Here is a 21,509-nt window from a genome sequence, read left to right as displayed (position 1 = left end):
TGCCTACACTGGCGCAACCTAAACCACAACAGGAAGCGCCAAAAATGCAAAAAAGACTTCTGGTCAAAGCCTTCATCGTCGCCGTGCTGATGTTCCTGCTCGGCGCACCGCTGGCCATGATCCAATCCGTCGTGCAGGAACGCATGCAGTTCCGCGACGCCGCCGCCGCCGGCATCGCCGAGGAATCGGTCGGCGCCCAGCAGGTATATGGCCCGGTGCTGGTCATGCCCTACGACGAGGAATACACGGTGCAGGAAAACGGCGAGGCGAAGCGCTACCGCAAGCGTTCGCAGCACCTGGTCTTCCCGCAGCAGCTGGACGTGGCCTCCACCATGGCCACCGAGCGCCGTTACCGCGGCATCCACCAGATCCTGGTTTATAACGGCAGCCATAAATTCAGCGGCGACTTCCTGGTGCCGGCGTTGTCCGAGCTGCCGCACACGGTCGAGCGCTCGGACATCACGCCGCGTGAACCGTATATAGCGCTGGCGGTGGAGGACACGCGCGGCGTGCGCGATTTCCCGCAGCTGGCGTGGGGCAAGCGCCGCATCGAATTCGAGCAGGGCGCGCGCCTGGCCTCGGCGCCTAAAGGGCTGCATGCCCGCCTGCCGCTGGCCGATGCCGTGCCGGGCGCAGTCAGCTTCAGCTTCGACTTGAACCTCGGCGGCCTGGGCAGCCAGGCTTTCGTGCCGCTGGCGAAGAACAACCGCTTCACCATGACTTCGGCCTGGCCGCACCCGCAGTTCGGCGGCCAGTACCTGCCGGAGCAGCGCAATGTGACGGAGCAGGGCTTCCAGGCGGTGTGGCGTATTTCGGCGCTGGCCACCAACGCCCAGCAGCAGCTGCGTGAACGCGAGGCGGTCGCCCTGCGCGGCGGGGCGGGCGCGGCGCCTGCCGGCCAGGCGCCGCAGCTGGATGCCATCCGTACCACGTTCATCGAACCGGTCAACGTGTATTCGATGGCCGACCGTGCCACCAAGTACGGCTTGCTGTTCGTGGCGCTGACTTTCGCCGCCTTCTTCCTGTTCGAGGTGATGAAGCGCCTGCCGATCCACCCGGTGCAGTACGCCCTGGTCGGCATGGCGCTGGCGCTGTTCTTCCTGTTGCTGGTCAGCCTGTCCGAGCACATCGACTTCGTGCTGGCCTATGTCGCCGCCAGCGCCGCCTGCATTGTCCTGATCGGCTACTACCTGGCCCACGTGCTGCACAACTGGAAGCGCGGCGCCAGCTTTGCCGCCGCGCTGGGTGGCCTGTACGGCGTGCTGTTCGGGCTCCTGAATTCCGAAAGTAATGCCCTGGTGATGGGCGCCATCCTGCTGTTCGCCGTGCTGTCGGCCATTATGGTCGCCACCCGCAAGGTCGACTGGTACCGACTGGGCGAGCCGGGCGCGGAGCCGGCATGATCCCCGGCGGCCTGCTCTCGCCCGCACTGGCCGCCGGCGCCGAGCTGGTGGTGGTGTCCGGCTACGTTGCGGCCCGCGCGGCCGGACCGGTGCGCGTGGTGCTCGACCGCTGCGGCGCCAGCATCGTGCTGGTGCTGGCCAGCTACGAAACAGTGTACTGGCAGCTCGACGTCCACCCTGGCACCCGGCTGGCGGCCGTGGTGGTGGGCGGCTATCGCGACGTGGCGGTGGCGGGGCAGGGCGGCGCGCCGGTCTATCGGCTGGCGCTGCCCTGCGCCACCCTGGTGGGCAGCGCGCCTTATCTGGACCTGCTGGGCGTGCTGGAATCCAGGCTCGGGCGGCGCGGCATCGATATCTTCCGCGCTTATGCTCGCTTGCCGGAGCAGGTTGCGGTGGCGGGGCGGCCGGACCTCAGTCGCGCGGCGCGGACGGTCGGGTGCCGGGGCGGCGGAACAGCCAGCCATACAGCAACAGGTTGATTGCCAGCACGATGCCTGCCAGCAGCCATTGCAGGGTCGGTGTCAGCGCGGACGGATACACCAGCGGCAGCAGATAATGATCGATGAAGCCGCCGCTATAGCCTCGCTGCCCGGCGCGCTCGCGCAAATAGTTTTCCAGGTAAGTCAGGGGACAGACCGCACCTGCCAGCTCAATTGCCGCCGCCCACGCCACGGCCGGCAGGTGCAGCCACCTGATCCAACGCCGTCGCAACACCAGCAGGGCGCCAAACAGGGCGAACAGGATGAAGCCCAGGTGCAGGAGTAGTACGGCGTCGGCAGCCAAGCGGTAAGCCATGGACAGACTCCCAGGCAGACCAGCCGGTCATGGCTGGATATCGCGGTTCAGGATTGCGAGGCAGGCGGTGTATTCGTATATGCGGTTGCGTTTCATGCCTGTCACTTCACGCACCATGCCCAGGCTCTGCATGGCGCTCAGCACCTTCGCGACAGTGTGGGGGCTCTGGCTGGCGGCCTGGCAAATCGCCGCGATGGTCGATACCGGGCGTTCGCTCAACGAGCGGTGCACTTGCAGGGCAAATGGGGCCAGCCTGCCCAGCTGTTCCAGTCGTTGACGGTCCACTTCCGCCAGTGCCAGCAGTGCCGACGCGGTCTCCATCGCCTGTTCCGCCGTATGCACGATCGCGGTGGCAAAGAACCGCAGCCATTCCTCCCAGTTGCCCGTCAGCCGAACATTCTGTAGCGCCGTATAGTAGTTGCCGCGATGCTCACGGAAGTATAGCGAAAGATACAACATAGGGTGACGCAGAACGCCCTCGCTCACCAGCAGCAGTGGTATCAGCAAACGCCCAAGGCGGCCATTGCCATCGAGGTAGGGATGGATGGTCTCGAACTGGACATGCGCCAACGCCGCTTTGATCAGCGCCGCGTGCCGTACCGGCACGTCATTCATGTACTTCTCCAAGTCGGACATGCAGTCCGCTATATGCTGCGGCGGGGCGGGGACGAAAACCGCCCGGTTTGGACTGGAACCGCCAATCCAGTTTTGTATGCGCCGCAGCTCACCGGGCGCTTTCTGCGGGCCCCTTCCATGCGCCATCAATTTGCTGTGCATTTCGTTCATCAGTCGCGTGCAGATGGGAAAGCCATCCTGCAAACGTTGCATGCCGTGCATCAATGCATCGACGTGGCAGGAAACCTCCCGCACATCCTCCAGCGGCACGCCGGGCGCTCCCGCCGCCTCGTACAGCAACAAGTCGGCCAGGGACGATTGCGTTCCCTCGATCTGCGACGACATGACCGCTTCCTTGCGTACGAAGCTGTATAACAGCATGGAGGCGTTCGGCAGCATGACAGCCAGGCTGTCCAGTCGGCCCAGGGCCAGCCAGGCGTCGCCCAGCCGCACTTGCAAATCGGCGCCGATGGTCAATTCAGGGGTGGGCGGCAAGGGGGCCGGCACCAATGCACGGCATGCCTCGCCAGCCGCAGCCGAGCCTTCGTAATGCCCAATCAAACCGCGTTCCATGGCCTCTCCGCGCAATAAGAATTCCGCTTATTGCGCGAAATCAAACTTTGCGCAATAAGCGGTTGGAGATAATCATAAACCTTTGACATACCTCGTACAAACCTGTTGCGTCAAGGGGCAAATGCCGGTACACTAGCCGGCTTCGGTATGGGTTCGTCTTTTTTATGGCCCGTATCTTTTTTTGTAGTTAAACAAAGCCCCGCCCAATCGTAGGTGGGAATGGAGAAAAAATGAGCCTTGGCCTCCTCGGTCGCAAGGTTGGTATGATGCGCATCTTCACCGATGACGGGGATTCGATCCCAGTCACCGTGTTGGACGTATCGAACAACCGTGTTGCGCAAATCAAAACTCCTGAAGTGGATGGTTATTCCGCTGTTCAGGTTGTCTTCGGTCAGCGTCGCGCATCCCGCGTGACTAAAGCTGCTGCCGGTCACTTCGCTAAAGCTGGTGTTGAAGCTGGTACCTTCCTGAAGGAATTCCGCGTTGACGCTGCTAAAGCATCCGAACTGAAAGCTGGTGAAGTTATCGCCGCTTCCCTGTTCGAAGTCGGTCAAAAGATCGACGTTCAAGGCGTATCGATCGGTAAAGGCTACGCCGGTACCATCAAGCGTCACAACTTCGCTTCGGGTCGTCAAACCCACGGTAACTCCCGTTCGCACAACGTACCAGGCTCCATCGGTATGGCGCAGGATCCGGGCCGTGTGTTCCCAGGCAAGCGCATGACCGGTCACATGGGCGACGTCACCGTCACCACCCAGAACCTGGAAATCGCTCGTATCGACGCTGACCGCCAGCTGCTGCTGGTGAAGGGTGCAGTACCAGGCGCGAAAAACGGCCAGGTTGTTGTATCGCCAGCTGTTAAAGTTAAAGCAAAGAAGGGAGCTTAATCGATGGAACTGAAGCTCTTGAACGCGCAAGGTCAAGTCGCCTCCAACGTAGCCGCCGCTGACACCGTCTTCGGCCGTGACTACAACGAAGCGCTGATCCACCAAGTCGTCGTCGCTTACGCTGCTAACGCTCGCTCCGGCAACCGCAAGCAGAAAGACCGCGAAGAAGTCCACCACACGACCAAGAAGCCATGGCGCCAAAAAGGCACCGGCCGCGCTCGTGCTGGTATGTCCTCCTCCCCGCTGTGGCGTGGTGGTGGCCGCACCTTCCCGAACACCCCTGACGAGAACTTCTCGCACAAGGTCAACAAGAAGATGTATCGCGCAGGTATCTGCTCGATCCTGTCTCAGCTGGCCCGCGAAGAGCGTCTGGTTGTGATCGAAGATCTGTCGATCGAAGCCCCTAAGACCAAGCTGCTGTCGCAAAAGCTGACCGGCATGGGTCTGGACTCGGTCCTGATCGTTACCGACACCATCCAGGAAAACCTGGAACTGGCTTCCCGCAACCTGCCGAACGTGCTGGTTGTCGAGCCACGTCACGCTGACCCAATGTCCCTGGTCTTCTACAAGAAGGTCCTGGTCACCAAGGCAGCTCTGGCACAGATTGAGGAGATGCTGGCATGAGCGCAGTTATCAAACACAGCGAAGAGCGCCTGATGAAGGTGCTGCTGGCTCCGGTCATTTCCGAAAAAGCCACCATGGTTGCGGAAAAGAACGAGCAGATCGTGTTCCTGGTTACCAAGGATGCGACCAAGCCAGAAATCAAGGCCGCCGTTGAACTGCTGTTCAAGGTTGAAGTGGAATCGGTGCAGACCGTGAACCGCGAAGGTAAGGTCAAGCGTTCCGGCCGTTTCATCGGTCGCCGCAACCACACCAAGCGTGCTTTCGTGTGCCTGAAGCCAGGCCAGGAAATCAATTTCACCGAGGAGGCTAAATAATGGCACTCGTTAAGATGAAGCCAACCTCCCCAGGCCGTCGCGGCATGGTGAAGGTTGTGAACGCCGACCTGTACAAAGGCCGTCCGTTCGCCGCCCTGCTGGAAAAGAAGTCCAAGACTGCTGGCCGTAACAACAACGGTCACATCACCACCCGCCACATCGGCGGTGGCCACAAGCACCACTACCGTGTTGTGGACTTCAAGCGCACCAAGGACGGCATCCCTGCGAAAGTGGAACGTATCGAATACGATCCAAACCGTACCGCACACATCGCCCTGCTGTGCTACGCCGACGGCGAGCGCAAGTACATCATCGCCCCGAAAGGCGTTGCTGTCGGCGACACCCTGCTGAACGGTTCGGAAGCCCCGATCAAGGCCGGTAACTGCCTGCCAATCCGCAACATCCCAGTCGGCACCAACATCCACTGCGTGGAAATGCTGCCAGGCAAGGGTGCTCAGATGGCCCGTACCGCTGGCGCCGTTGTGGTCCTGATGGCCCGCGAAGGTACCTACGCTCAGGTTCGCCTGCGCTCCGGCGAAGTGCGCCGCGTGCACATCGAGTGCCGCGCCACCATCGGCGAAGTTGGCAATGCTGAACACAGCCTGCGCAAGATCGGTAAAGCTGGTGCAATGCGCTGGCGCGGTGTTCGCCCAACCGTCCGCGGTGTGGTGATGAACCCGATCGACCACCCGCACGGTGGTGGTGAAGGCCGTACCGCAGCTGGTCGTCATCCAGTGTCCCCATGGGGCCAGCAGACCAAGGGTAAGAAGACTCGCTCCAACAAGCGTACTTCTTCGATGATCGTCTCTCGCCGCGGCAAGAAATAAGGATAAACCATGACTCGTTCATTGAAAAAAGGGCCGTTCTGCGACGCCCACCTGGTGAAAAAAGTCGAAGCCGCTCAAGCGTCCAAAGACAAAAAGCCAATTAAAACCTGGTCCCGTCGCTCGACGATCATGCCTGACTTCATCGGTCTGACCATTGCTGTGCACAACGGCAAGGTCCACGTGCCTGTGTACGTTTCCGAGAACATGGTTGGTCACAAGCTCGGCGAATTCGCGCTGACCCGCACCTTCAAGGGCCACGCTGCTGACAAAAAGGCTAAGAAATAATGGAAACTAAAGCTATCCTCAAAGGCGTTCGCCTGTCGGATCAAAAAGGTCGCCTGATCGCTGACCTGATCCGCGGTAAGAAGGTTGACGCTGCGCTGAACATCCTGCAGTTCAGCCCTAAGAAAGGCGCGTTCATCGTCAAGAAGGTGCTGGAGTCCGCAATTGCGAACGCCGAGCACAACGACGGTGCCGACATCGACGAACTGTTCGTAAAGACCATCTACGTCGAAAAGGGTCCAATCCTGAAGCGCTTCACTGCACGCGCTAAAGGTCGTGGCGACCGTATCTCGAAACAATCCTGTCACATTTACGTGACTGTCGGTAACTAAGGAGCTGCGATGGGTCAGAAAATTCATCCAACCGGTTTCCGTCTGGCGGTCACCCGTAACTGGGCATCTCGCTGGTACGCAACCAACGGTAACTTCGCTTCCATGCTGAACGAAGACCTGAAGGCACGTGCTTTCCTGAAGAAGAAGCTGAAAAACGCTTCCGTGGGCCGCATCGTGATCGAGCGTCCTGCCAAGAACGCACGCTTCACCGTGTACAGCTCGCGTCCTGGCGTCGTGATCGGCAAGAAGGGCGAAGACATCGAAGTACTGAAGTCCGCCCTGACCAAGATCATGGGCGTGCCAGTGCACGTGAACATCGAAGAAATCCGTAAGCCGGAAATCGACGCTCAGCTGATCGCTGACTCGATCTCCCAGCAGCTGGAAAAGCGTATTATGTTCCGCCGCGCCATGAAGCGCGCCATGCAGAACGCAATGCGCCTGGGCGCCCAGGGCATCAAGATCATGTCCTCCGGCCGTCTGAACGGCATCGAGATCGCTCGTACCGAATGGTATCGTGAAGGCCGCGTGCCTCTGCATACCCTGAAGGCCGACATCGATTACGGTACTTCCGAAGCCTCGACCACCTACGGCATCATCGGTGTCAAGGTGTGGGTGTACAAGGGTGACCGCTCCGCCACCGGCGAAGCACCAGTCATCGACACCCCAGCGGAAGAGAAGAAGCCACGTGGCCCGCGCCGCGACGACGGTAAGCCAGCTGGCCGCCGTCCAGCTCCAGGCGCCAAAGCCCCAGCCGGTCGCCGCGCTGCCAAGCCGGCCGCAGCTGACAAAGCAGGAGAATAAGCATGCTGCAACCTAGCCGCAGGAAATATCGTAAAGAGCAGAAAGGCCGTAACACCGGCATTTCGCACTCCACCGGCACTAACGTGTCGTTCGGTGAGTTCGGCCTGAAGGCCGTGGCTCGTGGTCGTATCACCGCACGCCAGATCGAGTCCGCTCGTCGTGCGATGACCCGTCACATCAAGCGTGGTGGCCGTATCTGGATCCGTGTTTTCCCAGACAAGCCGATCTCCAACAAGCCTGCCGAAGTCCGTATGGGTAACGGTAAAGGTAATCCGGAGTACTACGTTGCCGAAATCCGTCCAGGCAAAGTCCTGTACGAAATGGATGGCGTCGCTGAAGAACTGGCACGCGAAGCGTTCCGTCTGGCCGCTGCTAAACTGCCTCTGGCAACCACCTTCGTGGTGCGCCAGGTTGGCCAATAATTGGAGTGAAATATGAAAGCATCTGAACTCCGTGGCAAAGACCAGGCTGCTCTGCAGAAAGAACTGAACGACCTGCTGAAGGCACAGTTCGGTCTGCGTATGCAAGCTGCTACCCAGCAGCTGGGCAACACCTCGCAGCTGAAGAAGGTCCGCCGCGACATCGCCCGCGTGAAAACGGTAATGAACTCGAAGGAAGCAAAATGACCGAACAAGTTAAGCTGAAGCGTACTCTGATCGGTAAAGTTGTGTCCGACAAGATGGACAAGACCGTTACCGTTCTGATCGAGCGTCACGTTAAGCACCCTCTGTATGGCAAGATCATCGTTCGTAGCGCCAAGTACCACGCGCACGACGAGACCAACCAGGTTAAAGCCGGTGATACGGTGGAAATCCAGGAAGGTCGCCCGATCTCCAAGACCAAGGCGTGGACGGTGACCCGAGTAGTGCAAGCTGCACAAATCGTCTAAGTAAGTTGCCAGCCGGGAGCGTGAGTTCCCGGCCACAATTTAATTAGTTCTTGCAGGCCCGCAGGTTTTATGTAATACTTGCGGGCTTCGTTCATGTATCGCCGCTATCCGTCCCTCCGCGGGCGCAGTCGCGGTCAGTACTTGTATGAAGATCAAGCACCCAAACAGTTCCCATGTCGGGATCTGGCGGGACCAAGACTGACCGAGCTCTGCATTGTGTGGGGATTTCGGCTTAAGTTGGGAAAGAGACAACTATGATTCAAACTGAGAGCCGGCTCGAAGTAGCCGACAACACCGGTGCCAAGGAAGTGATGTGCATCAAGGTGTTGGGCGGTTCCAAGCGCCGTTATGCTGGCATTGGCGACGTGATCAAGGTCACCGTTAAGGTGGCTCAGCCACGTGGTCGTGTCAAAAAAGGTGAAATTTATAACGCCGTGGTAGTGCGCACCGCTAAGGGTGTTCGCCGCCAGGATGGTTCCCTGGTGAAGTTCGATGGCAATGCTGCCGTCCTGCTGAACAATAAACTGGAACCAATCGGTACCCGTATCTTTGGCCCAGTAACGCGCGAACTGCGTACTGAGAAGTTCATGAAGATCGTGTCCCTGGCACCGGAAGTCCTGTAAGGAGTCAGACAATGGATAAGATTCGCAAAAACGACGAAGTCATCGTCCTGACTGGTAAGGACAAGGGCAAGCGCGGCGTAGTGACCCAGCGTGTAGACGCTGAGCACGTCGTGGTTGAGGGCGTTAACGTTGCTAAGAAAGCTGTTAAGCCGAACCCAATGACTGGTGTTCAAGGTGGCATCGTTGACAAGACCATGCCAATTCACGTGTCCAACGTTGCGCTGTTCAACGCTGCGACCGGTAAGGCAGATCGCGTAGGCTTCAAAGAAGTGGACGGCAAAAAAGTCCGCGTCTTCAAGTCCTCCGGCGAAGTAGTGAAAGGGTAATCAGAAATGGCCCGTCTGCAACAACTGTACAAAGACAAGATCGCCGCTGAGCTGACCACCAAGTTTGGTTACAAGTCGGTGATGGAAGTGCCTCGCCTGACCAAGATCACCCTGAACATGGGTCTCTCGGAAGCCGTGGCTGACAAGAAAATCATCGAGCACGCTGTTGGCGACCTGACCAAGATCGCCGGCCAGAAGCCAGTCGTGACCAAGGCCCGTAAGGCAATCGCAGGTTTCAAGATCCGCGAAGGCTACCCGATCGGTACCATGGTGACCCTGCGCGGCGCCCGCATGTACGAATTCCTGGACCGTCTGATCACCGTGGCCCTGCCGCGCGTGCGTGACTTCCGTGGTGTGAATGGTAAATCTTTCGATGGCCGTGGCAACTACAACATCGGCGTGAAAGAACAGATCATCTTCCCGGAAATCGAGTACGACAAGATCGACGCACTGCGTGGTATGAACATCTCGATCACCACCACCGCGAAGACCGACGAAGAAGCCAAAGCGCTGCTCGCCGCCTTTAAATTCCCGTTCAGGAACTAAACGATCATGGCAAAACTCGCACTGATTAACCGTGAACAGAAGCGTGCTGACCTGGTAGCGAAATTCGCCGCCAAGCGCGCCGCTCTGAAGGCCATCATTGATGACCAGACCAAGTCGGAAGAAGAGCGTTACGAAGCGCGCCTGAAACTGCAGGCCCTGCCACGTAACTCCGCCCCAACCCGCCAGCGTAACCGCTGCCAGGTAACCGGTCGCCCACGCGGCACCTTCCGTAAATTCGGCCTGGGCCGTATCAAGCTCCGTGAATTCGCTATGCGTGGCGAGATCCCGGGTATGACCAAAGCCAGCTGGTAATAGGAGAATAAGCAATGAGTATGAGCGATCCTATCGCCGATATGCTGACCCGCATCCGCAACGCACAGACCGTGCAAAAGACCTCCGTGGCTATGCCATCGTCGAAGGTGAAAGTTGCGATTGCCAACGTCCTGAAGGACGAGGGTTACATTGAAGATTTCGCCGTGTCCACCTCTGAGGGCAAGTCGGAACTGAAAATCGGTTTGAAATATTATGTAGGCCGTCCTGTGATCGAGCGTCTGGAACGTGTTTCGCGTCCAGGCCTGCGTATCTACAAAGGCAAAGATGAGATCCCAACCGTGATGAACGGCCTGGGCGTGGCAATCGTGTCGACCCCGAAAGGCGTCATGACCGATCGCAAAGCGCGCGCTACCGGCGTCGGTGGCGAAGTCATCTGCTTCGTGGCTTAAGGAGTAACACAATGTCTCGTGTAGCTAAAATGCCGATCGTTGTGCCTGCTGGCGCCGAAGTTGCCATCTCCGCACAAGCGATCACCGTCAAGGGCCCACTGGGCACCCTGACCCAGAGCCTGAACGGCCTGGTTAAAGTAGAAAACAATGCCGGCACCCTGTCCTTCGACGTGGTGAACGACAGCCGTGAATCCAACGCCATGTCCGGCACCCTGCGTGCTCTGGTCAACAACATGGTAGTGGGCGTTACCAAGGGCTTCGAGAAGAAGCTGTCCCTGGTTGGCGTGGGTTACAAAGCCCAAGCCCAAGGCGACAAGCTGAACCTGTCCCTGGGTTTCTCGCACCCTGTCGTGCACGACATGCCAGCTGGCGTGAAGTGCGCCACCCCGACCCCAACCGAGATCATCATCTCTGGCGTTGATCGCCAAAAGGTTGGCCAGGTGGCTGCCGAAGTGCGTGCTTACCGCTCCCCTGAGCCTTATAAGGGCAAGGGTGTCCGCTATGTGGACGAAGTGGTTAAGCTCAAAGAAACCAAGAAGAAGTAATTAGGGGCTGACGATGGACAAAAAAGAATCTCGTCTGCGCCGCGGACGCCAAACTCGTATCAAGATTGCTCAGTTGAAAGTGAACCGCCTGTCGGTGCACCGTACCAACCAGCACATCTACGCGAGCCTGATCAGCCCGGAAGCCAAAGTTCTGGTTTCGGCCTCGACCGTGGAAGCGGAAGTGCGCGCCGAGCTGGCTGGCAAGACCGGTCTGGGTGGCAACACCGCCGCTGCCGCTCTGGTGGGCAAGCGTGTCGCAGAAAAAGCACTGAAAGCGGGCATTACCGAAGTTGCCTTCGACCGCTCCGGTTTCCGTTACCACGGCCGTGTCAAGGCGCTGGCTGAAGCCGCGCGTGAAGCCGGTCTGAAGTTCTAAGGATAACGATCATGGCAAAAATGCAAGCAAAGATGGCATCCGATAAGCCGGATGATGGCATGCGCGAAAAAATGATCGCGATCAACCGCGTGACCAAAGTGGTCAAGGGTGGTCGCATCATGGGCTTCGCAGCGCTGACCGTGGTTGGTGACGGCGATGGCCGCATCGGCATGGGCAAGGGCAAGTCGAAAGAAGTTCCGGTAGGTGTGCAGAAGGCAATGGAAGAAGCCCGCCGCAACCTGATCAAGGTACCTCTGAAGAACGGCACCCTGCAGCACACCGTCACCGGCCGCCACGGCGCGTCGAAAGTGATGATGTCGCCAGCTAAGCCAGGTACCGGCGTGATCGCAGGTGGCGCAATGCGCGCTATCTTCGAGGTGATGGGCGTGACCGACGTGGTGGCTAAGTCCACCGGTTCGAACAACCCATACAACCTGGTGCGCGCCACCCTGGACGGTCTGGCAAAAATGAGCACTCCAGCTGACATCGCCGCCAAGCGCGGTAAGTCGGTTGAAGAGATCCTGGGTTAATAGGAGCCTTCAATGAGCACTATCAAAGTCAAACTGGTGAAGGGCCTGATCGGCACCCGTCAAGACCACCGCGCAACCGTGCGTGGCCTGGGCCTGCGTCGTGTGAACTCTGTCAGCGAACTGCAGGACACCCCTGCTGTGCGCGGCATGATCAACAAGGTCGCCTACCTCGTTAAAGTCGTTTCCTAAGAAACTCTTAGGATCTGGAGAAAACAATGCAACTGAATACCATTCAACCAGCAGAAGGCGCGAAGCACGCTAAGCGCCGCGTTGGCCGCGGTATCGGCTCTGGCCTGGGTAAAACCGCAGGCCGTGGCCACAAAGGTCAGAAATCGCGTTCGGGCGGCTTCCATAAAGTCGGCTTCGAAGGCGGTCAAATGCCTCTGCAGCGTCGTCTGCCTAAGCGTGGCTTCAAATCCCTGAATGCCACTTTCAAGGCTGAAGTGCGTCTGTCCGACCTGAACGCCCTGGCTGTCGGTGAAGTCGACATCCTGGTGCTGAAACAGGCCGGCGTGCTGAATGTTCTGGCACGCGACGTACGTGTTATCGCTTCCGGCGAAATCACTAAAGCAGTGACCGTAAAAGGCCTGAAAGTGACCGCTGGCGCGAAAGCAGCCATCGAAGCAGCTGGCGGCTCGGTAGCCTGAGCTAGCTAGCTTAATCGGAGCGAAAATTGGCAACGAACCAACAGCTTGCTAAATCCGCCGCCGCCGGCTTCCCTTGGAACCGGCTGTGGTTTTTGCTGGGCGCTCTGGTGGTGTACCGGATCGGTGCACACATCCCTGTTCCAGGGGTAGATCCGGTACAGCTGGCAGCACTGTTCAAGCAGCAAGAAGGCGGCATCCTGGGCATGTTCAACATGTTCTCGGGCGGCGCACTCTCCCGCTTCACGGTGTTTGCCCTGGGCATTACTCCATACATCTCGGCCTCGATCATCATGCAACTGGTGTCGATCGTGTCCCCGACTATGGAGGCGCTGAAAAAAGAAGGTGAATCGGGCCGTCGCAAGATTACCCAATACACCCGCTATGCAACCGTCGGTCTGGCTCTGTTCCAGGCGTTCGGTATCGCGGTCGCGCTGGAATCCCAGCCTGGCCTGGTACTGGACCCAGGCATGGGCTTCCGCTTCGTCACCGTGGTGACGCTGCTGACCGGCACCATGTTCGTGATGTGGTTGGGCGAGCAGATTACCGAGCGCGGTCTTGGTAACGGCATCTCGATCATCATCTTCGCCGGTATTGCTGCTGGTCTGCCGAGCGCTCTGGGTGGCTTGTTCTCCCAGGTGTCGCAGGGCGCCATCGGTGCACCGTCGGCGATCCTCATCGTGCTGCTGGTGGCTGCTGTCACCTACGCCGTGGTGTTCGTGGAACGTGGTCAGCGCAAGATCCTGGTCAACTACGCCAAACGTCAGGTCGGTAACAAGATCTACGGTGGGCAGACCAGCCACCTGCCGCTCAAGCTGAACATGGCAGGCGTGATTCCGCCGATCTTCGCTTCGTCGATTATCTTGTTCCCGGCTACCATCGTGGACTGGTTTTCGAAAGGTGCGGACACCTCTAACCCGGTGGTCCGCTTCCTGAAAGATCTGGCTGCGTCGATGGCTCCTGGTGAGCCGATCCATGCACTGCTGTACGCTGTAGCAATCGTATTCTTCTGCTTCTTCTACACCGCTCTGGTGTTTAACAGCAAAGAAACTGCAGACAACTTGAAGAAGAGCGGGGCCTTTGTGCCAGGGATTCGTCCCGGTGAGCAGACAGCCCGTTACATCGACAAGATCCTGATGCGATTGACTCTGGCGGGCGCGGTGTACATCACTGCCGTGTGCTTGCTGCCTGAATTCATGCAAGCGCAATGGAAGGTGTCGTTCTATTTTGGTGGTACTTCGCTGTTGATTATTGTGGTTGTGACCATGGACTTCATGGCGCAAGTACAAAACTATGTGATGTCGCAGCAATATGAATCGCTGCTGCGCAAAGCTAACTTCAAGGGCGGGATTCCGACACGATAAATGGCAAAAGACGACGTAATTCAGATGCAGGGTGAGATTCTGGAGAACTTGCCTAATGCAACTTTTAGAGTAAAGCTGGAAAACGGCCACGTGGTACTCGGCCACATTTCGGGTAAAATGCGCATGAACTACATCCGCATTCTCCCTGGCGACAAAGTCACGGTTGAATTGACGCCGTACGACCTGTCCCGGGCCCGTATTGTGTTCCGGACAAAGTAATTAATTAAGCAATTTCGAACATAAGAGAGTGCAATCATGAAAGTTAACGCTTCAGTTAAGCGCATCTGCCGCAACTGCAAGATCATCAAGCGCAAGGGCGTGGTCCGCGTAATCTGCGTGGAAGCTCGTCACAAGCAGCGTCAAGGTTAATTCGAGGGAATAACGAATGGCACGTATTGCAGGGGTTAACATCCCAAACCATAAGCACACCGTTATCGGCCTGACCGAGATCTACGGTATCGGCCGTCCTCGTTCGCAGTTCATCTGCGCACAAGCCGGCGTTGCAACCAACAAGAAGGTCAAGGACCTGGACGACAGCGAACTGGAAAAGCTGCGTGAAGAAATCGGCAAATTCGTGGTAGAGGGTGACCTGCGCCGCGAACTGTCGATGAACATCAAGCGTCTGATGGACCTGGGCTGCTACCGTGGTCTGCGTCACCGTAAGGGCCTGCCGGTCCGCGGTCAGCGCACCCGCACCAATGCACGTACCCGTAAGGGCCCGCGCAAAGCCGCTCAATCGCTGAAGAAATAATCTAGGGAACTACTATGGCTAAGCAACAAAGCTCCGCAGCAGCCGCTCGCGTACGCAAGAAAGTCAAGAAGAACGTCGCTGAAGGTATCGCACACGTTCACGCTTCCTTCAACAACACCATCATCACCATCACCGACCGCCAGGGCAACGCTCTGTCGTGGGCGACCTCCGGTGGTGCTGGCTTCAAGGGTTCGCGTAAATCGACCCCGTTCGCAGCGCAGGTTGCTGCTGAAGCCGCTGGTAAAGTTGCACAGGAATGCGGCGTGAAGAACCTGGAAGTTCGCATCAAGGGCCCTGGTCCTGGCCGCGAATCCGCAGTGCGCGCACTGAACAACCTGGGCATCAAGATCACCGAGATCCAGGACGTGACCCCAGTGCCACACAACGGCTGCCGTCCTCCAAAGCGTCGTCGTATCTAATAGTCAGTTCGACATTGGCCGGTCTGGTGTGGACCGGCCACCGTCTTCTGAGCACAAAATCGCTGGAACAGTGAACCGGAAACGGTTATACTGTCCGGCTATTTTCGCCTTTCCGGCTTGCCGGTGAGGCTATAGCCACGCCTGCGTTGTAAGTGAACCAGGCTAGCGCCTAACCGCATTCCGATGCGGCTGGGGCGTCATTCAATCATTAAAGGAAATTACCGTGGCACGTTATATCGGACCAAAAGCAAAACTGTCCCGCCGTGAAGGCACCGACCTGTTCCTGAAGAGCGCACGCCGCTCCCTGGATTCCAAGTGCAAACTGGATGTCAAGCCAGGCCAGCACGGCGTGAAATCCGGCGCCCGCACCTCCGACTACGGCAACCAGCTGCGCGAAAAGCAGAAGGTCAAGCGTATGTACGGCGTGCTGGAACGCCAGTTCCGTCGCTACTTCGCTGAAGCTGAGCGCCGCAAGGGCCCAACCGGCGAAACCCTGCTGTCCCTGCTGGAATCCCGCCTGGACAACGTTGCATACCGCATGGGCTTCGGCTCGACCCGCGCTGAAGCGCGTCAGCTGGTTTCCCACAAAGCCTTCACCGTGAACGGCAACGTGGTGAACATCCCTTCGTACAACGTGAAGACCGGCGACGTGATCGCTGTGCGCGAAAAGTCGAAGAAGCAGACCCGTATCGTTGAAGCCCTGTCGCTGGCTGAACAAGTTGGCATGCCAGCTTGGGTGTCGGTTGACTCCAAGAAAATGGAAGGTACCTTCAAGTCCCTGCCAGAGCGCAACGAAATCGCTGCTGACGTCAACGAATCGCTGATCGTCGAACTGTATTCCCGTTAATCTCGGGTGCTGTACCAAGGCGGGACTCGGTCCCGCCTTTTCCATTTAATGCCATCAGCCTTATCGGTGTAACGAGCCGAGGGTAATGAAAAGGACATTTACATGCAAAATAGCTTGTTGAAACCACGTATTATCGATGTTGAAGCCCTGGGCCACGGTCACGCCAAAGTCGTGATGGAGCCATTCGAGCGCGGCTACGGCCACACTCTGGGCAACGCGCTGCGCCGCGTGCTGCTGTCTTCGATGACCGGCTACGCGCCGACCGAAGTCACCATCGCCGGTGTCGTTCACGAGTACTCCTCGCTGGACGGCGTGCAGGAAGACGTGGTTGACCTGCTGCTGAACCTGAAAGGTGTCGTGTTCAAGGTGCACAACCGTGACTCCGTGACCCTGACCCTGAAGAAGGAAGGCGAAGGCCCAGTGATGGCGTCGGATATCGACCTGCCACACGACGTCGAACTGATCAATCCTGATCACGTGATCGCCAACCTGACCGCTGGCGGCAAGCTGGACATGCAGATCAAGGTCGAAAAAGGCCGCGGCTACGTTCCTGGCAACGTGCGTCGCCTGTCGGAAGACGCCAACAAGACCATCGGCCGCATCATCCTGGACGCCTCGTTCTCGCCAGTGCGCCGTGTTTCCTACGCTGTCGAATCGGCACGTGTGGAACAGCGTACCGACCTGGACAAGCTGATCATCAACATTGAAACCAATGGCGTGATCACCCCGGAAGAAGCGATCCGTCAATCGGCCCGCGTGCTGGTCGACCAGCTGAACGTGTTCGCTGCCCTGGAAGGCACCGAGACCACCGCTGAAGCGCCATCCCGCGCTCCAATGGTCGATCCGATCCTGCTGCGTCCAGTGGACGACCTGGAACTGACCGTGCGTTCGGCCAACTGCCTGAAAGCAGAAAACATCTACTACATCGGCGACCTGATCCAGCGCACCGAAAACGAGCTGCTGAAGACCCCGAACCTGGGCCGCAAGTCGCTGAACGAAATCAAGGAAGTGCTGGCATCGCGCGGCCTGACCTTGGGCATGAAACTCGAGAACTGGCCGCCGGCTGGTCTGGAGAAGTAATTTGCTGTACCCGCCTGGCGCATCTTGCGCCGGGCGTTTTTAACTTGATAACCGGACCGCGCCATTGCTTAGCTCTGGCGATCGAAGATCTCGGATTTAAACATTATTGAAAGGAAGTACCATGCGTCACCGTCACGGCCTCCGTAAACTGAACCGTACCTCGTCCCACCGTCTGGCAATGCTGCGCAACATGACTGTTTCGCTGCTGCGTCACGAAGCGATCAAGACCACCCTGCCAAAGGCAAAGGAACTGCGTCGCGTTGTGGAACCGATCCTGACCCTGGGCAAGACCGACACCCTGGCCAACAAGCGTCTGGCTTTCTCCCGTCTGCGCGACCGCGAGATGGTTCTGAAGCTGTTCGCTGAACTGGGCCCACGCTACGCCAACCGCAACGGCGGCTACCTGCGTATCCTGAAGATGGGTTTCCGTCATGGCGACAACGCTCCAATGGCTTTCATCGAGCTGGTGGACCGTCCAGAAGTCACCTCCGCTGAAGAGGCACCAACCGCTGAGTAATCTCAGACAGGTTCATTAAAAAGCCGGGCATTGCCCGGCTTTTTTTTCGCTTAGGGGCGCAGTGCGCGGAACTCGGAGCTTTCGTTCCACTTCGGCCATTGCTTGCCGTTCGCAACGTCCAGGCCGACCTGGAATAGCAGCTGGATGTCCTGCACGCCGCCGCTGAAGTCCCAGTCGCTGCGCACCATGTCGGTCGGCTGGTGGTAGTCGTGAGCGGTGTAGCGGTCGACCACTTCGCGGGCGTAGCTGTCCGGTTTGCCGACGTAATTTGAACGCGCCTTGGTGTACAGCACCGGCACGCCCACGCGCGCGAACTCCAGCTGGTCGGCGCGGTAGAAGGTCCCGGTTTCGGGACGCGAATTCGGTACCACCTTGCGGCCCTGCGCTGCGGCATACTTGACCAGCAGGCCGTCCAGCGAGGAGTGGCCGGACGTCACATGCTCAATCTGCGCCGTCCGTCCCCACGCATTCACACCATCGATATTGATGTCGGCCAGCGTGCGCTCAATCGGATACAGCGGCTTGTGGGCGTAATACTTCGCACCCAGCAGGCCGCGCTCTTCGGCGGTGGTGGCGATGAACAACACAGAGCGCTTAGGCGCCTTCGGCAGCGCCTTGTACTCCTTGGCCAGCTCCAGCAGTGCCGCGGTTCCGGACGCGTTATCCAGCGCGCCATAGAAGATCTTGTCGCCGTGCTTGCCCAGGTGGTCCCAGTGCGCCGAATAGATCACGTATTCATCCTTCAGCTTCGGATCGGAGCCCGGCAGCATCGCCACCACATTGTGCGAATCGAGGAAGCGGCGCTCGTTATCGATCTCCCAGTTCGCCACGCCTTTCAGGCTGACCGGCTTGAAGTCCTTCTTCAGCGCCGCCTGCTTCAGCTGCGCGAAATCGAGGCCGGCAGCCGCGAACATTTCGCGCGCCTTGTCCTCATGGATCCAGCCCGGGATTTCCGGCGTTTCCTTGCCGCCATTGGCCAGCGTGAACTGCTCGCCCACGCCGCCCTGGCGCACCACGGCGTAGGGGTAGGCCGCCGGCTTGGTCTCATGCACGATGATGGCCGCCGCCGCCCCCATCTTGGCGGCGATTTCGTACTTGTACGTCCAGCGGCCGTAGTAAGTCATCTCCTCGCCCTTAAACAGGGACGGATCAAGTTTCGATGGATCGCGCGGGTCCGGCACCGCCGGATCGTTGATCAGCATGATGATGGTCTTGCCACGCACGTCGACGCCCTTGAAGTCGTCCCAGCCGTACTCCGGCGCCACCGCGCCATAGCCGACAAAGACAATCTCCGAATCCTTGATGCGCACTGAGGTCTCCGGTCCTGTGGAGGAGGCCACGAAATCGTCGGGGAAGTTCAGCTTGACGGTCTTGCCCCCCACGCTCCAGCTGAAGCGCGGCGTCGGGGTCTGGCTGCGCATCGGCACTTTCTGCACCCAGCTGCCATCTGGATTACCCGGTTTCAGGCCCAGCGCCTTGAATTGCGCGGTCAGCCAGGCGACGGTTTTTTCTTCTCCCCGCGAGCCGGGCGCGCGGCCCTCGAACTCGTCGGAAGCCAGCACTTTGATGCTGTCCAGCAGGCCCTTTTCACTGATTGCTTTTGGGGCTTTGTCGGCTGCCAGTGCCGGCAGGGCAAACATGCCCGCCATGGCCAGCGCCACGATCTTATTTGACATCATTGTCTCCCAGAAATAGACCGCCCAGTCTCGCATATTCCCGGCAGAAAAGCATCGTCCGGTGTACTATTTGGCCGTCTGCAAGATTCACCAAATTTGACCCTATGTTCCGTTTTGCGTCCCCCTTCCGCGCGTGGCTGTTAGCTGCGCTTTCGCTCTTTGTTTTCCTGTTTGCCGGCGCGGCGCGGGCGGATGAGGAATTCCTTGATCCGCAGGTCGCCTTCAAGTTCTCCGCCAAGGTGGTGGACGGGAAGGCGGTCGCGGTGACCTTCGATATCGCGGATGGCTACTATATGTACCGCGAACGCTTCAAGTTCGTGGCAGATGGCGCTACTTTGGGCGAACCGCAAATCCCGCCGGGCAAGGTCAAATATGATGAGACTTTTGCCAAGAATGTGGAGACGTATCGTCACCAGGTGACGGTGCTGATTCCTGTTCAGGCGCCGGGGCCTTTTACTTTGAAGGTGACCAGCCAGGGGTGCTCGGATAAAGGACTGTGTTATTCGCCGATGGAGTCGTCGGCGCGCTTGATGGTGGTGGGCGGCGGAAGTACGCCTGCCAGTGGCGGCCTGCTCGCGCTGGGTGCGGGGCAGGGCGGGGCGGCTGGTGCGCAAAGTCAGCCGGGGCAGCCGGGCCCAGAGGGCGCGGGTGTTGGCGTTGGCGCGGCGGGCGTCGACGCGGCCGGTGCTCCTGGCGCGGCCGCTCCGGGCACGGCGGGGGCGGGCCTTGCGGGTGCCGCCGGCGCAGCTGGCTCGGACAGCGAAATGGGCCGCATCGAGTCCGCCCTGAAAGGCGGCAGCCTGCTGGTGATCGCGCCGCTGTTTATCCTGCTCGGCCTGGGCCTGTCCTTCACGCCCTGCGTGCTGCCGATGGTGCCAATCCTGTCCTCGATCATCGTGGGCGACGGCGCCGCTGGCAACCGCTCGCGCGGCTTCATCCTGTCCGTCAGCTACTCGCTCGGCATGGCAATTGTCTACACCGCGCTGGGCGTGGCAGCCGGCCTGATCGGCCAAGGGCTCTCTGCTGCACTGCAAAATCCCTGGGTGCTCGGCGCCTTTGGTTTGCTGATGGCCGGCATGTCCCTCTCCATGTTTGGCGTGTTTGAATTGCAAGTTCCCGCCGCCATGCAGTCCCGCCTGGCGAGCGCCTCGAACCGCCAATCCGGCGGCAAACTGGCCGGCGTGTTCGCCATGGGCGCGATCTCCGCCCTGATCGTCGGCCCCTGCGTTGCCGCCCCGCTGGCCGGCGCCCTGGTCTACATCAGCCAGACCCGCGACGTCGTAGTCGGCGGCAGCGCGCTGTTCTCGATGGCGGTCGGCATGAGCATCCCACTGCTGCTGGTCGGCGTGTCCGCCGGCGCCTTGCTGCCGCGCGCAGGCATTTGGATGCAAGCCGTAAAACGCTTCTTTGGTGTACTGATGCTGGCGATGGCCTGGTGGCTGGTGTCCCCGGTATTGCCGGGCCGAGTGCAAATGATTGGCTGGGCAATCCTCGGCGTTGGATATGCGTTTTATCTGCTGACCCACGAGAAGGGCAAATGGGTTCCTAAATTGATTGCAGTCCTGTTTGCAACATTGGGAATTATTCAAATCGCTGGGCTGGCGACCGGCAGTGCCGATCCGCTGCATCCGATCGAAAAACTGGCCGGCCGCGCCGACCGCCATTTGCAATTCACCCGCATTAAAACCGTCGGGCAACTCGATGCGGTATTGGCGCAAACCGGCGGTAAAACTGTCATGCTGGATTTCTATGCCGATTGGTGCGTATCGTGCAAGGAAATGGAAAAGCTGACATTTGTCGATCCAGCGGTTCAGCAGAAACTGGTCAATACCATTTTGCTTCAGGTGGATGTGACGGCAAATGACGATGCCGATAAAGCCATGCTGCAGCGATTTAATTTATTCGGCCCGCCGGGCATTATCATGTTTAATGCCGCAGGCCAGGAAATTCCGGATTCGCGGGTAATTGGATTCCAGAACACCGAGAAATTCCTCCGCTCGCTTGAGAAGCTGAACTAAATCCCTCCCAAGGGCGCCGCAAGGCGCCCTTTCTTTTTGCCCTCTCCGTTCCCGCTCCCGACGCCGGCTGTGCCGCCGCGTCGTGCCGGCGCACACCCAGGCTACGTCCCGCCACGGCAGAATGCGGGCTGGCGCGTAGCATTAAGCTCAGGTTTGGCTAGATCATGCCAAGGTCTAGCTCGA

General features: G+C 59.0%; 34 protein-coding genes. 31 read left to right on the top strand and 3 right to left on the bottom strand.

Annotated features, from left to right (window positions below; genetic code table 11):
- The first annotated feature begins 44 nt into the window (after positions 1-44).
- Both creD and AAHE99_RS17600 read left to right on the top strand, forming a co-directional pair.
- Positions 45-1,403, top strand: a complete 1,359-nt coding sequence (gene creD, locus AAHE99_RS17605; protein ID WP_342118645.1) for a cell envelope integrity protein CreD — start codon at positions 45-47, stop codon at positions 1,401-1,403.
- On the top strand, positions 1,400-1,882 hold the full coding sequence (locus tag AAHE99_RS17600) for a hypothetical protein (RefSeq protein ID WP_342118644.1): 483 nt from the start codon (positions 1,400-1,402) through the stop codon (positions 1,880-1,882). Before creD ends, AAHE99_RS17600 begins: the two co-directional genes overlap by 4 nt.
- Here AAHE99_RS17600 and AAHE99_RS17595 read toward each other — a convergent pair.
- Together AAHE99_RS17595 and AAHE99_RS17590 are read right to left on the bottom strand one after the other, a co-directional pair.
- The gene (locus AAHE99_RS17595) at positions 1,815-2,198 is read right to left on the bottom strand and encodes a DUF2784 domain-containing protein (RefSeq protein ID WP_342118643.1); all 384 of its coding nucleotides are present in this window, start codon (positions 2,196-2,198) and stop codon (positions 1,815-1,817) included. The genes AAHE99_RS17600 and AAHE99_RS17595 overlap by 68 nt on opposite strands.
- Positions 2,199-2,225: 27 nt before the next feature.
- Entirely contained in the window at positions 2,226-3,386 is a 1,161-nt protein-coding gene (locus tag AAHE99_RS17590; protein WP_342118642.1) for a Fic family protein, read from the bottom strand.
- A gap of 230 nt (positions 3,387-3,616) precedes the next feature.
- On the opposite strand from AAHE99_RS17590, the gene rplC reads away from it, so the two are divergent.
- From rplC to rplQ, 28 genes are all read left to right on the top strand, one after another.
- Entirely contained in the window at positions 3,617-4,273 is a 657-nt protein-coding gene (gene rplC / locus AAHE99_RS17585) for a 50S ribosomal protein L3 (protein WP_342118641.1), read from the top strand.
- 3 nt (positions 4,274-4,276) lie between these two features.
- Entirely contained in the window at positions 4,277-4,897 is a 621-nt protein-coding gene (rplD, locus tag AAHE99_RS17580) for a 50S ribosomal protein L4 (protein ID WP_342118640.1), read from the top strand.
- On the top strand, positions 4,894-5,211 hold the full coding sequence (gene rplW / locus AAHE99_RS17575) for a 50S ribosomal protein L23 (RefSeq protein ID WP_130315952.1): 318 nt from the start codon (positions 4,894-4,896) through the stop codon (positions 5,209-5,211). Before rplD ends, rplW begins: the two co-directional genes overlap by 4 nt.
- Positions 5,211-6,038 carry a 50S ribosomal protein L2 gene (gene rplB, locus AAHE99_RS17570; protein ID WP_130315951.1) on the top strand — a complete coding sequence of 276 codons (828 nt, stop codon included), beginning with the start codon at positions 5,211-5,213 and terminating at the stop codon, positions 6,036-6,038. The genes rplW and rplB overlap by 1 nt, the downstream gene beginning before the upstream one ends.
- Positions 6,039-6,047: 9 nt before the next feature.
- Complete coding sequence (rpsS, locus tag AAHE99_RS17565) at positions 6,048-6,323, top strand: 30S ribosomal protein S19 (RefSeq protein WP_130315950.1); 276 nt, start codon at positions 6,048-6,050, stop codon at positions 6,321-6,323.
- Entirely contained in the window at positions 6,320-6,652 is a 333-nt protein-coding gene (gene rplV / locus AAHE99_RS17560) for a 50S ribosomal protein L22 (protein WP_207232949.1), read from the top strand. Before rpsS ends, rplV begins: the two co-directional genes overlap by 4 nt.
- 9 nt (positions 6,653-6,661) lie before the next feature.
- A complete protein-coding gene (gene rpsC / locus AAHE99_RS17555; RefSeq protein WP_028101661.1) occupies positions 6,662-7,453 on the top strand; it encodes a 30S ribosomal protein S3 in 792 nt (263 codons plus the stop codon).
- Positions 7,454-7,455: 2 nt separating this feature from the next.
- On the top strand, positions 7,456-7,875 hold the full coding sequence (gene rplP / locus AAHE99_RS17550; RefSeq protein ID WP_161025835.1) for a 50S ribosomal protein L16: 420 nt from the start codon (positions 7,456-7,458) through the stop codon (positions 7,873-7,875).
- A gap of 12 nt (positions 7,876-7,887) precedes the next feature.
- Positions 7,888-8,079, top strand: a complete 192-nt coding sequence (gene rpmC / locus AAHE99_RS17545; RefSeq protein ID WP_342118639.1) for a 50S ribosomal protein L29 — start codon at positions 7,888-7,890, stop codon at positions 8,077-8,079.
- Entirely contained in the window at positions 8,076-8,342 is a 267-nt protein-coding gene (gene rpsQ / locus AAHE99_RS17540) for a 30S ribosomal protein S17 (protein ID WP_028101658.1), read from the top strand. The genes rpmC and rpsQ overlap by 4 nt, the downstream gene beginning before the upstream one ends.
- 254 nt (positions 8,343-8,596) lie before the next feature.
- Positions 8,597-8,965 carry a 50S ribosomal protein L14 gene (gene rplN / locus AAHE99_RS17535; RefSeq protein WP_028101657.1) on the top strand — a complete coding sequence of 123 codons (369 nt, stop codon included), beginning with the start codon at positions 8,597-8,599 and terminating at the stop codon, positions 8,963-8,965.
- 11 nt (positions 8,966-8,976) lie between these two features.
- A complete protein-coding gene (gene rplX, locus AAHE99_RS17530) occupies positions 8,977-9,291 on the top strand; it encodes a 50S ribosomal protein L24 (protein WP_342118638.1) in 315 nt (104 codons plus the stop codon).
- 6 nt (positions 9,292-9,297) lie between these two features.
- Entirely contained in the window at positions 9,298-9,837 is a 540-nt protein-coding gene (rplE, locus tag AAHE99_RS17525) for a 50S ribosomal protein L5 (protein ID WP_342118637.1), read from the top strand.
- Positions 9,838-9,843: 6 nt separating this feature from the next.
- Positions 9,844-10,149, top strand: a complete 306-nt coding sequence (gene rpsN, locus AAHE99_RS17520) for a 30S ribosomal protein S14 (RefSeq protein WP_055937643.1) — start codon at positions 9,844-9,846, stop codon at positions 10,147-10,149.
- A gap of 14 nt (positions 10,150-10,163) precedes the next feature.
- Positions 10,164-10,559, top strand: a complete 396-nt coding sequence (gene rpsH, locus AAHE99_RS17515; RefSeq protein ID WP_028101653.1) for a 30S ribosomal protein S8 — start codon at positions 10,164-10,166, stop codon at positions 10,557-10,559.
- Positions 10,560-10,570: 11 nt separating this feature from the next.
- On the top strand, positions 10,571-11,104 hold the full coding sequence (gene rplF / locus AAHE99_RS17510; protein ID WP_130315944.1) for a 50S ribosomal protein L6: 534 nt from the start codon (positions 10,571-10,573) through the stop codon (positions 11,102-11,104).
- A 13-nt stretch (positions 11,105-11,117) separates the two neighbouring features.
- Positions 11,118-11,480: a 50S ribosomal protein L18 gene (rplR, locus tag AAHE99_RS17505; RefSeq protein ID WP_342118635.1), complete on the top strand. Its 363-nt coding sequence runs from the start codon at positions 11,118-11,120 to the stop codon at positions 11,478-11,480.
- Between the two features lie 11 nt (positions 11,481-11,491).
- Positions 11,492-12,010, top strand: coding sequence for a 30S ribosomal protein S5 (gene rpsE / locus AAHE99_RS17500; protein WP_057264732.1), 519 nt, complete (start codon positions 11,492-11,494; stop codon positions 12,008-12,010).
- A 12-nt stretch (positions 12,011-12,022) separates the two neighbouring features.
- Positions 12,023-12,199: a 50S ribosomal protein L30 gene (gene rpmD / locus AAHE99_RS17495; protein ID WP_035373423.1), complete on the top strand. Its 177-nt coding sequence runs from the start codon at positions 12,023-12,025 to the stop codon at positions 12,197-12,199.
- A 26-nt stretch (positions 12,200-12,225) separates the two neighbouring features.
- On the top strand, positions 12,226-12,657 hold the full coding sequence (gene rplO, locus AAHE99_RS17490; RefSeq protein ID WP_028101648.1) for a 50S ribosomal protein L15: 432 nt from the start codon (positions 12,226-12,228) through the stop codon (positions 12,655-12,657).
- A 26-nt stretch (positions 12,658-12,683) separates the two neighbouring features.
- A complete protein-coding gene (secY, locus tag AAHE99_RS17485; protein ID WP_342118634.1) occupies positions 12,684-14,018 on the top strand; it encodes a preprotein translocase subunit SecY in 1,335 nt (444 codons plus the stop codon).
- A complete protein-coding gene (gene infA / locus AAHE99_RS17480) occupies positions 14,019-14,237 on the top strand; it encodes a translation initiation factor IF-1 (RefSeq protein ID WP_005663428.1) in 219 nt (72 codons plus the stop codon).
- Between the two features lie 36 nt (positions 14,238-14,273).
- Positions 14,274-14,387, top strand: coding sequence for a 50S ribosomal protein L36 (gene rpmJ / locus AAHE99_RS17475; RefSeq protein ID WP_082507582.1), 114 nt, complete (start codon positions 14,274-14,276; stop codon positions 14,385-14,387).
- Positions 14,388-14,403: 16 nt separating this feature from the next.
- Positions 14,404-14,769: a 30S ribosomal protein S13 gene (gene rpsM / locus AAHE99_RS17470; RefSeq protein ID WP_161025828.1), complete on the top strand. Its 366-nt coding sequence runs from the start codon at positions 14,404-14,406 to the stop codon at positions 14,767-14,769.
- A gap of 14 nt (positions 14,770-14,783) precedes the next feature.
- A complete protein-coding gene (gene rpsK, locus AAHE99_RS17465) occupies positions 14,784-15,188 on the top strand; it encodes a 30S ribosomal protein S11 (protein ID WP_028101645.1) in 405 nt (134 codons plus the stop codon).
- 223 nt (positions 15,189-15,411) lie between these two features.
- The gene (gene rpsD, locus AAHE99_RS17460; protein ID WP_342118631.1) at positions 15,412-16,035 is read left to right on the top strand and encodes a 30S ribosomal protein S4; all 624 of its coding nucleotides are present in this window, start codon (positions 15,412-15,414) and stop codon (positions 16,033-16,035) included.
- Between the two features lie 102 nt (positions 16,036-16,137).
- Complete coding sequence (locus tag AAHE99_RS17455; protein WP_028101643.1) at positions 16,138-17,115, top strand: DNA-directed RNA polymerase subunit alpha; 978 nt, start codon at positions 16,138-16,140, stop codon at positions 17,113-17,115.
- A 121-nt stretch (positions 17,116-17,236) separates the two neighbouring features.
- Positions 17,237-17,632: a 50S ribosomal protein L17 gene (gene rplQ, locus AAHE99_RS17450; RefSeq protein WP_342118630.1), complete on the top strand. Its 396-nt coding sequence runs from the start codon at positions 17,237-17,239 to the stop codon at positions 17,630-17,632.
- 50 nt (positions 17,633-17,682) lie between these two features.
- On the opposite strand, the gene AAHE99_RS17445 is transcribed toward rplQ, so the two are convergent.
- Positions 17,683-19,311, bottom strand: a complete 1,629-nt coding sequence (locus AAHE99_RS17445; protein WP_342118629.1) for a M20/M25/M40 family metallo-hydrolase — start codon at positions 19,309-19,311, stop codon at positions 17,683-17,685.
- Positions 19,312-19,412: 101 nt separating this feature from the next.
- Between AAHE99_RS17445 and dsbD the strand changes: the two genes are divergently transcribed.
- The gene (gene dsbD, locus AAHE99_RS17440) at positions 19,413-21,326 is read left to right on the top strand and encodes a protein-disulfide reductase DsbD (RefSeq protein ID WP_342118651.1); all 1,914 of its coding nucleotides are present in this window, start codon (positions 19,413-19,415) and stop codon (positions 21,324-21,326) included.
- The last annotated feature ends 183 nt before the right edge of the window (positions 21,327-21,509 follow it).

The organism is Pseudoduganella sp. OTU4001 (genome assembly GCF_038440195.1).
Lineage (GTDB): Bacteria > Pseudomonadota > Gammaproteobacteria > Burkholderiales > Burkholderiaceae_D > Rugamonas.
Note: the sequence above shows the minus strand (reverse complement) of the source record. Positions and strands in the feature narration are given on the sequence as shown.

What these genes read in the sequence shown, in the direction of transcription:
- rplP (WP_161025835.1), top strand. Translation starts at nt 7,456, where the DNA reads ATGCTGCAACCTAGCCGCAGGAAATATCGTAAAGAGCAGAAAGGCCGT.
- rpmJ (WP_082507582.1), top strand. Translation starts at nt 14,274, where the DNA reads ATGAAAGTTAACGCTTCAGTTAAGCGCATCTGCCGCAACTGCAAGATC.
- rplC (WP_342118641.1), top strand. Translation starts at nt 3,617, where the DNA reads ATGAGCCTTGGCCTCCTCGGTCGCAAGGTTGGTATGATGCGCATCTTC.
- rpsM (WP_161025828.1), top strand. Translation starts at nt 14,404, where the DNA reads ATGGCACGTATTGCAGGGGTTAACATCCCAAACCATAAGCACACCGTT.
- rpsN (WP_055937643.1), top strand. Translation starts at nt 9,844, where the DNA reads ATGGCAAAACTCGCACTGATTAACCGTGAACAGAAGCGTGCTGACCTG.
- rpmC (WP_342118639.1), top strand. Translation starts at nt 7,888, where the DNA reads ATGAAAGCATCTGAACTCCGTGGCAAAGACCAGGCTGCTCTGCAGAAA.
- AAHE99_RS17455 (WP_028101643.1), top strand. Translation starts at nt 16,138, where the DNA reads ATGCAAAATAGCTTGTTGAAACCACGTATTATCGATGTTGAAGCCCTG.
- rpmD (WP_035373423.1), top strand. Translation starts at nt 12,023, where the DNA reads ATGAGCACTATCAAAGTCAAACTGGTGAAGGGCCTGATCGGCACCCGT.
- rplN (WP_028101657.1), top strand. Translation starts at nt 8,597, where the DNA reads ATGATTCAAACTGAGAGCCGGCTCGAAGTAGCCGACAACACCGGTGCC.
- rpsC (WP_028101661.1), top strand. Translation starts at nt 6,662, where the DNA reads ATGGGTCAGAAAATTCATCCAACCGGTTTCCGTCTGGCGGTCACCCGT.
- dsbD (WP_342118651.1), top strand. Translation starts at nt 19,413, where the DNA reads ATGTTCCGTTTTGCGTCCCCCTTCCGCGCGTGGCTGTTAGCTGCGCTT.
- rplD (WP_342118640.1), top strand. Translation starts at nt 4,277, where the DNA reads ATGGAACTGAAGCTCTTGAACGCGCAAGGTCAAGTCGCCTCCAACGTA.
- rplR (WP_342118635.1), top strand. Translation starts at nt 11,118, where the DNA reads ATGGACAAAAAAGAATCTCGTCTGCGCCGCGGACGCCAAACTCGTATC.
- rplO (WP_028101648.1), top strand. Translation starts at nt 12,226, where the DNA reads ATGCAACTGAATACCATTCAACCAGCAGAAGGCGCGAAGCACGCTAAG.
- rplE (WP_342118637.1), top strand. Translation starts at nt 9,298, where the DNA reads ATGGCCCGTCTGCAACAACTGTACAAAGACAAGATCGCCGCTGAGCTG.
- rpsE (WP_057264732.1), top strand. Translation starts at nt 11,492, where the DNA reads ATGGCAAAAATGCAAGCAAAGATGGCATCCGATAAGCCGGATGATGGC.
- AAHE99_RS17445 (WP_342118629.1), bottom strand. Translation starts at nt 19,311, where the DNA reads ATGATGTCAAATAAGATCGTGGCGCTGGCCATGGCGGGCATGTTTGCC.
- rpsH (WP_028101653.1), top strand. Translation starts at nt 10,164, where the DNA reads ATGAGTATGAGCGATCCTATCGCCGATATGCTGACCCGCATCCGCAAC.
- rplW (WP_130315952.1), top strand. Translation starts at nt 4,894, where the DNA reads ATGAGCGCAGTTATCAAACACAGCGAAGAGCGCCTGATGAAGGTGCTG.
- rpsK (WP_028101645.1), top strand. Translation starts at nt 14,784, where the DNA reads ATGGCTAAGCAACAAAGCTCCGCAGCAGCCGCTCGCGTACGCAAGAAA.
- rplX (WP_342118638.1), top strand. Translation starts at nt 8,977, where the DNA reads ATGGATAAGATTCGCAAAAACGACGAAGTCATCGTCCTGACTGGTAAG.
- rplQ (WP_342118630.1), top strand. Translation starts at nt 17,237, where the DNA reads ATGCGTCACCGTCACGGCCTCCGTAAACTGAACCGTACCTCGTCCCAC.
- rpsQ (WP_028101658.1), top strand. Translation starts at nt 8,076, where the DNA reads ATGACCGAACAAGTTAAGCTGAAGCGTACTCTGATCGGTAAAGTTGTG.
- rplF (WP_130315944.1), top strand. Translation starts at nt 10,571, where the DNA reads ATGTCTCGTGTAGCTAAAATGCCGATCGTTGTGCCTGCTGGCGCCGAA.
- rplB (WP_130315951.1), top strand. Translation starts at nt 5,211, where the DNA reads ATGGCACTCGTTAAGATGAAGCCAACCTCCCCAGGCCGTCGCGGCATG.
- infA (WP_005663428.1), top strand. Translation starts at nt 14,019, where the DNA reads ATGGCAAAAGACGACGTAATTCAGATGCAGGGTGAGATTCTGGAGAAC.
- rpsS (WP_130315950.1), top strand. Translation starts at nt 6,048, where the DNA reads ATGACTCGTTCATTGAAAAAAGGGCCGTTCTGCGACGCCCACCTGGTG.
- AAHE99_RS17595 (WP_342118643.1), bottom strand. Translation starts at nt 2,198, where the DNA reads ATGGCTTACCGCTTGGCTGCCGACGCCGTACTACTCCTGCACCTGGGC.
- AAHE99_RS17590 (WP_342118642.1), bottom strand. Translation starts at nt 3,386, where the DNA reads ATGGAACGCGGTTTGATTGGGCATTACGAAGGCTCGGCTGCGGCTGGC.
- AAHE99_RS17600 (WP_342118644.1), top strand. Translation starts at nt 1,400, where the DNA reads ATGATCCCCGGCGGCCTGCTCTCGCCCGCACTGGCCGCCGGCGCCGAG.
- creD (WP_342118645.1), top strand. Translation starts at nt 45, where the DNA reads ATGCAAAAAAGACTTCTGGTCAAAGCCTTCATCGTCGCCGTGCTGATG.